An 11,027-nucleotide genomic window follows, 5' to 3' on the forward strand; every position below is an offset into this window, starting at 1 on the left:
TTCGTTACGGCACAGACATACCCATGGCATTATCCAACGCAGAGAGACAAAAGCGGCACCGGGAGCGGCAAAAGCAGAAGCTCGCCACGGCCGCACCAAGTCTGGCAATCCAGTATGAGAATGTCGGCGCTGATCTGCGTGAAAAGCTCTATACCCTGATCGATACCGAGAATACGCGCCGCGAAAAGGCCGGATACAGCGTGGAAAAAATGCTGGAACCGACCGATTTCAGCCGGGTTATTCTGGATATTGCCCTCGATGAAAACCATTCGGGGCTCGCCGACAAAGCACGCATGATCCTGCTTGGTGCGCTGTGCATGGGCGAAAGTTCCGACAATGAAATCCTTGAGGCGCGCAGGCAGAAAGATGCCGCGCTTGCGCAGGATTCACAAGACGATGATCGGGATGGCGAATCGCATGAACATATCAGTCCGCTGGAACATTATATTCGTGTGCCGAATTTCGGCTAAGCTCTGCTCCATCGCAAAGCCGAATTGAATCCAAGCAGGAGAATTGCCATGACACATCCGGTCCTTATGCCGTCCAACGTTGCCGTGATTACTGGCGGCGCGTCGGGCATAGGCCTTGCTGCAGCGATCCGCTTTGCCACGATGGGTCTTAAGGTCTGTATTGCTGATTTGCCGGGCGAGAAACTGGATACAGCATTGGCAAAGGTTCGCGAACACGGCAATCCGGATGATACCATTGCCGTTGGCACGGATGTAACCAAGGTTGAAGACTTGCAGGGGCTGCAACAGCAAGTCGAGACGGAACTCGGTCCAGTCAGCCTTCTTATGAACAATGCCGGCATCCAGCCCGGCAGCAGTGTCTTTGAACCCGGCGGATGGGACAGGATCATCGAGGTCAATCTGTTCGGCATTGTGCGGGGAACACAGGTATTCGGACCTGATATGATTGCCCGGGGCAAACCCGGTCTCATCATCAACACAGGCTCAAAACAAGGTATAACCACCCCACCCGGCGATCCTGCCTATAATGTCTCCAAATCAGGCGTGAAAACTTTTACCGAAGCCCTGCAACATGAGCTGCGCAATACCGAAGGCTGTCAGGTGACCGCGCATCTGTTCATTCCGGGTTTTGTCTTTACTGCACTTACATCAAGCGGCAGGACGGAAAAGCCCGCGGGTGCATGGACATCCGAGCAAACAGTCGACTTCCTGCTTGAGAGCGTAACGGCGGGAGATTTCTATATATTGTGCCCTGATAATGATGTGGTTCGTCGTACCGACGAGCGGCGCATCCTCTGGGCAGCGGGCGATATAATAGAAAATCGCCCGCCTTTATCGCGTTGGCATCTGGACTATCAGGACGAATTTGCCGATTTCCTCAAACGCGAGAAATAGCTGATCAGGCGTCAAACTGTTCGGAAACGAACTGCCAGTTAACAAGCTTATCGAGAACCGCTGCAACATGGTCGGCGCGGCGGTTTTCATAATCAAGATAATAAGCGTGTTCCCAGACATCGATGCCAAGCACAGCTTTCTTGCCTTCTGCAAGAGGATCACCAGCATCCTTCATGCCCACCACAGCAAGCTTGTCACCGTCTTTGACCAGCCAGACCCAGCCGGTTCCAAATACATTGTCCGACTCGGCAACAATCTTCTTCTTCAAACCATCAATTCCGCCAAAGCTGCTTTCCGCCGCCGTAGCAAAAGCGCCTTTCGCAGCGGTAGGTCCGCCCTTGAACTGTTGCCAGTAGAGATTGTGGTTCCAGGCCTGGGCCGCATTGTTGAAAATAGGCGCATTGCCTTCCTTCTTCGCCCGTATGACCACCTCTTCCAATGAAAGATCGGCATAGGGCGTCTTTTCCACCAGCGTGTTGAGCTTCTTGAAATAGCCCGCATGGTGCTTGCCGTAATGCAGGCCGACAGTGCGCGCGGATATCACAGGCGCCAGACCATCTTCCGCATAGGGCAATTCCGGTTGTTTGAAAGGAACCGCCGCATGCGCCTGAATGGTTGGAGCAAAGAGCGTTGTTGCCGCCGCCGCGCCCGAGAGCACCAGCATATCGCGTCTGTTGAGATCCATCTTCTTCTCCTGATGATTGTTAAGGGCAAGATGAGCGAAATTTGTCTTGGACCGTGCCTTTCTCGATCTGGAAGAACGGTACAATTCAGAAGGAGTTCCCGGATCGTGGCAATTTTCTGCTCCTTCCTATCACGCTTTGGTGCAGTTGCGTCGCTTCGAATCCATTGGGTCGGATAAGCGTTTGAATTCTGCCTGTCGCTACCTTAAGACTTGAAATCAGGGAGTCCCCGTTCCAAACCCGATAAACGTCGTGCTGAAAATCTCACCGGCACAGACGGTCAGTCATAGTCAAAGGTAGGAATTTCATGACCGATATTGCTGAAACCGCGCCACTCGCCGTCGCCCCCGATGTCAAAACCCGACTGAAATCCATCATCGGTGGATCGGCAGGTAATCTCGTCGAATGGTACGACTGGTATGTCTATGCCGCGTTCACCCTCTACTTTGCGCCGGTGTTCTTCCCCTCAGGCAACCAGACCGCAGAGCTTTTGAGCGCCGCTGCTGTCTTTGCCGTTGGCTTCCTGATGCGGCCCATCGGTGCCTGGGTCATGGGCATCTACGCCGACCGCAAGGGCCGTAAAGCCGGTCTGACACTATCGGTGACGTTGATGTGCCTTGGCTCGCTTCTGATCGCTATCACGCCGGGTTATGCGTCGATCGGTCTGTTCGCACCAACCCTTCTGGTTCTGGCGCGCCTGTTGCAGGGCCTCAGCGTCGGCGGTGAATATGGCGCCAGCGCTACCTATCTCAGCGAGATGGCCGGCAAAAATCGCCGCGGCTTCTATTCAAGCTTCCAGTATGTAACGCTGATTTCCGGACAGCTGGTTGCCCTCGTCGTTCTGCTCATCCTGCAACGCATTCTCACACCAGAACAGCTTGGTGCCTGGGGTTGGCGCATTCCTTTCGCCATTGGCGGCTTTCTGGCAATTGCGGTTTTCTATATCCGCCGTGGTCTTGCCGAAACCCAGTCCTTTCATAACGCCAAGAACGACACCGGGCCGAAATCCAGCGGCTTTGCCCTGTTCCGGCATTATCCGAGAGAAGCCTTTACTGTTCTGGCGCTGACATCGGGCGGAACGCTCGCCTTCTACGCCTACACCACCTATTTGCAGAAATTCCTCGTCAACACCTCGGGTTTCAGCAAAGAATCCTCCACTGAAATCACCGCACTGGCACTTTTGATTTTCATGCTGTGCCAGCCAATCGCCGGTGCTCTGTCGGACAAGATCGGCCGCAAGCCGCTGATGGTCGGCTTCGGTATTCTCGGTGTTCTTTTCACCTATCTGATCTTTTCGACTTTGGCAGTCACAACCAACCCCTATACTGCCTTTGCCCTTTCACTGGCAGGTCTGCTGATTGTCACCGGCTATACTTCCATCAACGCGGTGGTAAAGGCTGAGCTTTTCCCGGCCCATATCCGGGCGCTCGGCGTCGCATTGCCCTATGCTTTAGCCAATACGATCTTTGGCGGCACCGCCGAATGGGTGGCACTAAAGTTCAAGGAAATGGGCCATGAGACATGGTTCTTCTGGTATGTGACCATCATGATCGGCTTGTCCCTGATCGTCTACATCAAGATGCGCGATAGCCGCGATCACAGCCTCATCCACGAGGATTGATCAAACAAACATACGGGGAAGTGATCCGACTTCCCCGTTTTCTTATCCCTCATCTGACATTCTGGAACCGTCATGACCTTATCCGCGAAAATAAATCCCGTTGATCCCGTCAAGCTCGACCGTCTGGCAGAAGTCGCCGTCAAGATCGGTCTGCAGCTGCAGGCGGGGCAAGATCTTTTGATCACAGCACCGCTGGCTGCCTTGCCCCTGGTACGCCGCATTACCGAGCATGCCTACAAGGCGGGCGCCGGTCTGGTAACGCCGTTTTATGCGGACGAAGAAGCGGCGCTGATGCGCTATCGTCATGCGCAGGCGGAGAGCTTCGACCATGCCGCCACATGGCTCTATGAGGGAATGGCCAAGGCCTTTTCATCGAACACCGCACGCCTTGCCATTGCCGGTGACAATCCAATGCTGCTCTCACAGGAAGACCCTGAAAAGGTTGCCCGTGCCAACAGGGCGACCTCGAAGGCTTATCAGCCAGCATTGGAGAAAATTGCCGGTTTTGACGTCAACTGGAACATTGTTTCGTATCCGAATCCATCCTGGGCGAAGCAGGTTTTCCCGGATCTTGACGAGAACACAGCCATTGCTAAGCTAGCCGATGCCATCTTTGCCGCTTCGCGTGTTGATATTGATGATCCGGTCAGTGCATGGCGGGAGCACAATGCGGTGCTGGCCAAACGGCGGGAATGGCTGAACGGCCTTAATTTTGCTTCCCTGCATTTCAAGGGACCGGGTACCGATCTTATTGTTGGTCTTGCCGATGAACATCAATGGCAGGGCGGCGCTTCCACCGCCAAGAACGGCATCACCTGCAATCCAAACATTCCCACCGAAGAGGTCTTTACAACACCGCACGCCCTGCGCGTTGATGGCCATGTTTCCAGTACCAAACCGCTGTCGCATCAGGGCACGCTGATTGAGAACATTTCGGTTCGCTTTGAAGGCGGCAAAATCATCGAAGCCAAGGCTTCGCGCGGTGAGGAAGTGTTCAACAAGGTGCTGAACACTGATGAAGGTGCCCGCCGTCTGGGCGAAGTGGCGCTGGTGCCGCATTCCTCGCCGATCTCCGCATCGGGACTTCTGTTCTTCAACACCCTGTTTGACGAGAACGCAGCAAGCCACATTGCGCTTGGCCAGTGCTATTCCAAATGCTTCGTCAATGGCGACAAGCTTTCGCCCGAAGAAGTCGCAGCGCGTGGCGGCAATAAGAGCCTCATTCATATCGACTGGATGATCGGCTCTGGCGAAGTTGACGTTGACGGCATCAATAAGGACGGCAGCGCCGTGCCCGTCATGCGCAAGGGCGAATGGGCCTAAGAAGCCCTAACCGCATGCGTTGATGGTTACAAAATGAGCCGATAGAACCTCCCGGGGATAATAATACCTTGGGAGGAAAATTCATGGCTCAGGACGGATTCGGAAAACGCGCACGGCTGCTCTTTGCCAGCGCTGTTGGGACCATCATCGAATGGTATGATTTCTTTATTTTCGCCACATGCGCGGTGCTGGTTTTTGACAAGGCGTTCTTTCCGACTGCCGATCCGGCAATCGGCATTCTGCTGGGACTAAGCACTTTTGCCATCGGGTTCATCGCCCGCCCGCTCGGCGGCATCATTTTCGGTGTGCTTGGTGATCGCATCGGCCGCAAGAATGCGCTGGTGGTCAGCCTTGCCATGATGGGCGGTTCGACCTTTGCCATGGGCCTATTGCCAACCTACGCGTCCGTTGGCGTTCTCGCACCGGTTCTGCTAGTGTTGCTGCGGATTTTTCAGGGCATTGCCGTTGGCGGCGAGGCCACTGGAGCGCTGCTGATTGTCGCCGAATCCATGCCAGGCAAACAGCGTGGCTTCTGGACCAGCTTTCCGATGGTTGGCGGACCTGCTGCAAACGTGCTGGCAGCAGCCACCATCAGTTTTCTTACCCTGCGCCTTGGCGAACAGGCCTTTATCGACTGGGCTTGGCGCCTGCCATTCCTGTTCTCGATAGTTCTGGTTGTCCTCGGCTTCTGGATGCGCCGCAAGGTGGAAGAATCGCCCGCCTTCATTGAGCTTGTTGAAAAGCGCAAATCCGTACCGGCCGCACCACTGTCGGAAGCCTTCAAACATTTCAGCAAGCCCATGGGTCAGGTGTTTCTGGTCAAGACTGCCGAGAACACGCTGTTCTATCTGTTTACAACGTTCTTTCTCGTTCTCACCGTCCAGTTCCTTGGGCTCGCCCGGTCCGTGGGTGTAGGGGCACTCTTCTGGGGATCGATCCTTGAAGTGGTCGTGATCATGGCAGCCGCCTATGCTTCGGATCGTTTTGGCCGCAAACCACTGATGTTGCTGGGGCTTGTTGGTGGTCTGGCTGCAGGTGCCTATCTGTTCAGTCTGCCGCATGGCGCCGATCCGCAACTGGTCCTGCAGGCGACACTGCTCACCCTGACCTTTCATGGCATTATCGTTGGTAGCATGGCGCCGTTCTTCACCGAACTCTTTCCGACCCATGTGCGTTATTCGGCCATGTCCATCAGCTATCAGGTGGCCTCGGTGGTTGGCGGCTCGGTCGCGCCGCTTATCGCAACGCTGCTGCTTGGCGCAACAGGCTCGCCCCATGCAGTGATTATCTATGCGGCGGTTATGGTCATTCCCGGCATTATCTGCGTGCTTTTGTCGAAGGAAACGCGTGGGACAGATCTTACGGCCATCATTTGAATATATAAGACCGTCACCGCGATGCGGTGGCGGTCATCTCACCGGTTGGAAATAACCGAGGTTTTGGGTCGCCAGACAAGCAGTCTGTTTTCGACCAGCGTCACCAGCCAGTCCACCAGAATGACAAACCCCATCAGCACAAACATCCCGGCAAAAACGCCGGTAACATCAAACACGCTTTCGGCCTCGTGGATAAGATAACCCAGACCCGCCGCCGATCCGAGATATTCGCCCACAACCGCACCAACCACGGCAAAGCCAACCGATGTGTGCAGCGATGAAAACATCCACGACAGGGCTGAGGGCATATAGACGTGGCGCAGCAACTGCCGCTCATTCATGCCGAGCATGCGGGCGTTGGAAAGAACGGCTGGGCTGACTTCCTTGACGCCCTGATAGACATTGAAGAAGACAATGAAGAACACCAGTGTCACGCCGAGCGCCACCTTGGACCAGATGCCGAGACCCAGCCACAACGCAAAGATCGGCGCAAGCACAACACGCGGCAAGGCATTGGCAGCCTTGACATAGGGATCAAACACCGCTGCCAGCAAAGGCTTGCGGGCAAACCAGAATCCGATGATTACGCCGCCCAGCGAGCCGATGATAAAGGCCAGTGCCGCTTCAGTCAGTGTAATGCCAAGATGATACCAGATCGACCCTTCCCTGAACCATTGGACCATGCGCTTACCCACAGCGAGAGGTTCTGCGAAGAAGAAACTGATGGTTTTCGGGTTGCCGATCAGGGTTGTTGTTGAGGCAATGTGCCAGAAGACCAGAACGACAACGGCGACAAGAACCTGAAGGCTGATGAGCGTTAGCCTGTTCATGGCTGCACCTCTTCGCTCTGGCGGTAGCCTTTAAGAACTTCCTCCTTCAGCGCATTCCAAATCTCGCGATGCACTTCATGGAATTGCGGCTCTGATTTGATATCAGCCATATTGCGCGGCCGTTTCAGCGGGATCGTATAATTGCCGATAATGCGGGAGGAAGGCCCAGCCGACATGATAATCACCCGGTCGGCAAGGCCAATGGCTTCATCAAGATCATGGGTAACGAACATCACCGCCTTACGATCCGCCGACCAAAGGCTGAGCAGGAGATCGCCCATGATTAACCGCGTCTGCGCATCCAGCGGCCCGAATGGCTCATCCATCAACAATATCTTCGGATGACGGATCAGCACCTGCGCCAGCCCGACGCGCTTGCGCTGCCCGCCCGACAGCATGTGCGGATAGCGATCAGCAAAGGCGGATAGCCCAACCTTGCCAAGCCAGATACGTGCCTGTTCCAGTGCCTCGCGCCGCGATGTACCTGATACCTCAAGCCCGATAGATACATTATCGATGGCTGTCTTCCACGGCATCAGCGAATCCTGTTGGAAGAGATAGCCCGCATGTTTGTTCAGGCCCGACAAAGGCTTGGCGAATGTCCTCACCTGTCCCTGCGCGGGTTTAAGAAGACCTGCCGTTGCGTTGAGCAATGTCGATTTTCCACAACCCGTCGGGCCGACAATCGCCACGAACTCCCGGTCGCTGACCACGAGATTCGTTTCACCAACGGCCTCATAGATGCCGCCATCTGGCAGGCTGAACGCGATATGGACGCCATTGAGTTCGACGGCGTTGGCGTCTTGCGTCTCGTTCAGCTCTGCCTGAGTCTTTTGTGCAATGGTCATCGCTCCTTATGCCCTATCCCTTGATGAAACGGTCATCATAGGTCGCGGCAAGGTCGATGGTTGCATTGGCAAATTCAGGATCGAGGATTTTCAGCGTATTGAGAACGGACTGCATGCCTTCCATGGGAAGAACCCCATCCAGCGAATAGGTGGGCAGCGAATTGGCAATCGCCTTGAGATAAAGCGGCTTGTCGCCAAGCTGATACTCAACGGGAACGCTGTCGGCAATGTCTTCCGGCGAGGCTGTTTGCAACCACTTCAGAGATTTGACAAAGGCACCCACCAACGCTTTCGAGGTGTGGGGATTGGCGTCCGCAAAATCCTTTTTCACGTAAAGAACAGCCGCTGGATTGGAGCCGCCAAACAGGGCACGCGTGCCTTCCTCGGTCCGTGTATCGATAAGAATCTTGATATCACCATCGGCTTCAAGCTTGGCAATGACAGGATCGAGATGCGAGATCACATCCACCTGACCCTGCTTGATTGCAGCAACGGCACTGGCACCACCACCAATACCGATCAACGGTGCATCGCTGGCTTTTAGACCAGCCTTGACCATTGCATACTGGATGGTGAGTGCGGTGGATGACCCCGGCGCTGTCACACCAAGCTTCAAACCGGCAAAATCCGCCGGAGACTTAACTTTGTCAGCCAGTTCCTTGCGCACGGCGATGACAATGGCTGGAAAACGGCCAAGCTCGCACAGGGCACGAACATCCTGCCCCTTGGCCTGCATGCGGATCGTGTGCTCATAGGCACCCGTCACCACATCGACAGAACCGCCAACCAGCGCCTGCAAGGATTTGGCGCCACCACCAAAATCATTGATTGTAACGTCAAGACCAGCGTCCTTAAAGAAACCGCGGCGCTCGGCAATGGTCAGCGGCAGATAATAAAGAAGTGGCTTTCCGCCAACACCCAGCGTCAGACTGGTCTTTTCCAGTGCCCCGGCTGTTTGTGCCATAAGCTTGGTGTTTGACGCAGCCAGCATCGACAGTGCTGTTGCGCCCACAAGAAATTCACGCCGTTCCATTGTCTTCCTCCCGGCATCACTTTCCAGCTCACAAGACGATCGAAACGCCTTGACGATCCGCGTGATGTCCACCTGTTTTCACATGTTTTCAAAACGCTACCACCCGGATTCCAGAAGCGCAAGGCAAGGAAATGGACGAAATACCGCAACAAAAAACGCGCCGGACACAGGGTCCAGCGCGTGATTTCATTCTGTGCGGTCAGATGAAACGATCAGGCGACGAGGCGGCCTGCTGTGTCAGCCTGCGCATAGGCCTTGCCGAAACGATTGGCGAGGAAGGCATCAAGCGCAATGTCTTCCTGCTTGAGGAAGCCCTGCTGCGGCAGATCGCCATTGGCCAGCATGTCGAGAACTGCGCAGATGGCCGAAGCCGTGGTGATCTGGATGCCGCTATAGAGCATCTCGCCAATGTGACCGCTATAAACCTTGTTGGCATAGGTTTCCTGCAACAGACGGCCCTTCTTGCGGCCACTGACTGTTACGAAAATCACCACAACGTCCTGCATGGTCGAAGGCAGTGCATTCTCAAGGATATCTTTGAACACATCACGGCGGTCACGCAGACCAAGATCGTTGAGCAGAGCCTTCATGATGGCCGCATGGCCGGGATAGCGGATCGTGCGGTAGTTCAGGGTGCGAACCTTGCCGAGGAGCGTTTCGCACAAAGTGCCAAGACCACCTGAGGTATTGAAGGCTTCATAGGTTACGCCATCGAGCGAGAATTCCTCGCGCTCTTCCAGCGGCGGTACTTCGGTCAGCTCACCATCGACAATGGCTTCGCATGGCTCGCAATATTCGTTGATGACGCCGTCCGTGCTCCAGGTAAGGTTGTAGTTGAGTGCATTGGACGGATACTGCGGCAGAGCGCCGACGCGCATACGCACGCTTTCCAGCGTATCAAAGCGCTTGGCCAGATCATTGGCAACTATCGAGATGAAGCCCGGAGCCAGGCCGCACTGGGGAATGAAAGCGGTCTTTGCCGTTGCGGCAAGCTGCTTGACGATGCGGGTGCTGGCAACGTCCTCGGTCAGATCGAGATAATGCACATCCGATGAAGCAGCAGCCTGGGCAATGCGTGTGGTCAGGTGGAAAGGAGCAGCGCTCAGCACAGCAAACTTGCCGGCAAGAACCTTTTCAAGTGCACCCTCTTCGCCGATTTCAATGCAACGGGTAATAACGAGCGGGGAAACTTCGAGAGCATCAAGTTGTGCCTGCGCCCGGTCGACGACGGTTACGCGGTAATCTCCGGTGTTTGCGAGCAGGTTGGCGATTGTTCCGCCGATTTTGCCTGCACCGACAATGACGATCTCTTTCATGTGATTCCCCTCAGGATTTCAGAACTTTCACTATTATTCCACTCTTGTTCGGCGAAATGAAGCGTGTAAACTGACGATATGCCACCCTATTTTTGGTCAATATGCCGTATGGGTATGACATTATGCTGACAGATGCCGATCACGCCCTGCTTTCCCTGCTACGCGAGAATGCCCGCGCCTCCACTGCCGACCTTGCCCGCAGGCTGGGCGTTTCGCGCACCACCGTGCAAAGCCGGATAGACCGGCTGGAAAAACGCGGCATGATTCGCGGCTACAGCGTGCTGCTTTCGCCCGAATATGAGCGCGATCTGGTCAAGGCTCACGTGCTGGTCACGGCCTTGCCAAAGTTTGCCAAGCGGGTTGAAATAGCCTTGCGCGAGATTGCCTGGGTGCGCACCCTGCATTCGGTCAGCGGGCAGTATGATATGATCGTCATTCTTGAGGCTCCATCAATCAGTGAACTTGACACCCTGCTGGACCAGATCGGCGCGCTGGAAGGCGTGGAACGCACCATTTCTTCCATTATCCTGTCCACACGCATCGACCGCTAAAAAACAGAATTCCCGCTGCCTCAGAGTCCGCTTGACTCTTTGCCTCAATGGATTCCATAATAGAACATATCATGAACATTCA

General features: G+C 55.1%; 11 protein-coding genes. 6 read left to right on the forward strand and 5 right to left on the reverse strand.

Going from position 1 to position 11,027, the window contains the following annotated elements; translation table 11 throughout:
- The first annotated feature begins 23 nt into the window (after window positions 1-23).
- Together AB4Y96_RS02580 and AB4Y96_RS02585 are read left to right on the forward strand one after the other, a co-directional pair.
- Entirely contained in the window at window positions 24-470 is a 447-nt protein-coding gene (locus AB4Y96_RS02580) for a hypothetical protein (protein ID WP_441915468.1), read from the forward strand.
- Window positions 471-518: 48 nt separating this feature from the next.
- Window positions 519-1,364 carry an SDR family NAD(P)-dependent oxidoreductase gene (locus tag AB4Y96_RS02585; protein WP_441915470.1) on the forward strand — a complete coding sequence of 282 codons (846 nt, stop codon included), beginning with the start codon at window positions 519-521 and terminating at the stop codon, window positions 1,362-1,364.
- A 4-nt stretch (window positions 1,365-1,368) separates the two neighbouring features.
- Here AB4Y96_RS02585 and AB4Y96_RS02590 read toward each other — a convergent pair whose 3' ends face one another.
- Entirely contained in the window at window positions 1,369-2,049 is a 681-nt protein-coding gene (locus tag AB4Y96_RS02590) for a superoxide dismutase (RefSeq protein ID WP_091879662.1), read from the reverse strand.
- A 305-nt stretch (window positions 2,050-2,354) separates the two neighbouring features.
- Here AB4Y96_RS02590 and AB4Y96_RS02595 point away from each other — a divergent pair, with 305 nt between their 5' ends.
- The 3 genes from AB4Y96_RS02595 to AB4Y96_RS02605 all read left to right on the forward strand — a co-directional run bounded on the left by AB4Y96_RS02595 (window position 2,355) and on the right by AB4Y96_RS02605 (window position 6,367).
- Window positions 2,355-3,668 (forward strand): MFS transporter, encoded by a 1,314-nt coding sequence (locus tag AB4Y96_RS02595; protein ID WP_441915473.1) that lies wholly within the window; start codon window positions 2,355-2,357, stop codon window positions 3,666-3,668.
- 72 nt (window positions 3,669-3,740) lie between these two features.
- Window positions 3,741-4,991 (forward strand): aminopeptidase, encoded by a 1,251-nt coding sequence (locus tag AB4Y96_RS02600; protein WP_441915474.1) that lies wholly within the window; start codon window positions 3,741-3,743, stop codon window positions 4,989-4,991.
- A gap of 83 nt (window positions 4,992-5,074) precedes the next feature.
- Complete coding sequence (locus tag AB4Y96_RS02605; RefSeq protein ID WP_441915476.1) at window positions 5,075-6,367, forward strand: MFS transporter; 1,293 nt, start codon at window positions 5,075-5,077, stop codon at window positions 6,365-6,367.
- A gap of 38 nt (window positions 6,368-6,405) precedes the next feature.
- Here the strand turns inward: AB4Y96_RS02605 and AB4Y96_RS02610 are convergent, their stop codons facing one another.
- The 4 genes from AB4Y96_RS02610 to AB4Y96_RS02625 form a co-directional block, all read right to left on the reverse strand.
- Window positions 6,406-7,197 carry an ABC transporter permease gene (locus AB4Y96_RS02610; RefSeq protein ID WP_441915477.1) on the reverse strand — a complete coding sequence of 264 codons (792 nt, stop codon included), beginning with the start codon at window positions 7,195-7,197 and terminating at the stop codon, window positions 6,406-6,408.
- Window positions 7,194-8,045, reverse strand: a complete 852-nt coding sequence (locus AB4Y96_RS02615) for an ABC transporter ATP-binding protein (RefSeq protein ID WP_441915479.1) — start codon at window positions 8,043-8,045, stop codon at window positions 7,194-7,196. The genes AB4Y96_RS02610 and AB4Y96_RS02615 overlap by 4 nt, the downstream gene beginning before the upstream one ends.
- Window positions 8,046-8,058: 13 nt before the next feature.
- Window positions 8,059-9,078 (reverse strand): ABC transporter substrate-binding protein, encoded by a 1,020-nt coding sequence (locus AB4Y96_RS02620; protein ID WP_441915481.1) that lies wholly within the window; start codon window positions 9,076-9,078, stop codon window positions 8,059-8,061.
- A gap of 212 nt (window positions 9,079-9,290) precedes the next feature.
- Complete coding sequence (locus tag AB4Y96_RS02625) at window positions 9,291-10,394, reverse strand: saccharopine dehydrogenase C-terminal domain-containing protein (protein WP_441915482.1); 1,104 nt, start codon at window positions 10,392-10,394, stop codon at window positions 9,291-9,293.
- Between the two features lie 122 nt (window positions 10,395-10,516).
- Between AB4Y96_RS02625 and AB4Y96_RS02630 the strand changes: the two genes are divergently transcribed.
- A complete protein-coding gene (locus AB4Y96_RS02630) occupies window positions 10,517-10,945 on the forward strand; it encodes an Lrp/AsnC family transcriptional regulator (RefSeq protein ID WP_441915483.1) in 429 nt (142 codons plus the stop codon).
- Window positions 10,946-11,027: the final 82 nt, after the last annotated feature.

Source organism: Phyllobacterium sp. TAF24 (assembly GCF_052113785.1).
In the GTDB taxonomy this organism is placed as follows: Bacteria; Pseudomonadota; Alphaproteobacteria; order Rhizobiales; family Rhizobiaceae; genus Phyllobacterium.

Coding starts and splice junctions, on each gene's coding strand:
- AB4Y96_RS02580 (WP_441915468.1), top strand. CDS start 24: ATGGCATTATCCAACGCAGAGAGACAAAAGCGGCACCGGGAGCGGCAA.
- AB4Y96_RS02585 (WP_441915470.1), top strand. CDS start 519: ATGACACATCCGGTCCTTATGCCGTCCAACGTTGCCGTGATTACTGGC.
- AB4Y96_RS02590 (WP_091879662.1), bottom strand. CDS start 2,049: ATGGATCTCAACAGACGCGATATGCTGGTGCTCTCGGGCGCGGCGGCG.
- AB4Y96_RS02595 (WP_441915473.1), top strand. CDS start 2,355: ATGACCGATATTGCTGAAACCGCGCCACTCGCCGTCGCCCCCGATGTC.
- AB4Y96_RS02600 (WP_441915474.1), top strand. CDS start 3,741: ATGACCTTATCCGCGAAAATAAATCCCGTTGATCCCGTCAAGCTCGAC.
- AB4Y96_RS02605 (WP_441915476.1), top strand. CDS start 5,075: ATGGCTCAGGACGGATTCGGAAAACGCGCACGGCTGCTCTTTGCCAGC.
- AB4Y96_RS02610 (WP_441915477.1), bottom strand. CDS start 7,197: ATGAACAGGCTAACGCTCATCAGCCTTCAGGTTCTTGTCGCCGTTGTC.
- AB4Y96_RS02615 (WP_441915479.1), bottom strand. CDS start 8,045: ATGACCATTGCACAAAAGACTCAGGCAGAGCTGAACGAGACGCAAGAC.
- AB4Y96_RS02620 (WP_441915481.1), bottom strand. CDS start 9,078: ATGGAACGGCGTGAATTTCTTGTGGGCGCAACAGCACTGTCGATGCTG.
- AB4Y96_RS02625 (WP_441915482.1), bottom strand. CDS start 10,394: ATGAAAGAGATCGTCATTGTCGGTGCAGGCAAAATCGGCGGAACAATC.
- AB4Y96_RS02630 (WP_441915483.1), top strand. CDS start 10,517: ATGCTGACAGATGCCGATCACGCCCTGCTTTCCCTGCTACGCGAGAAT.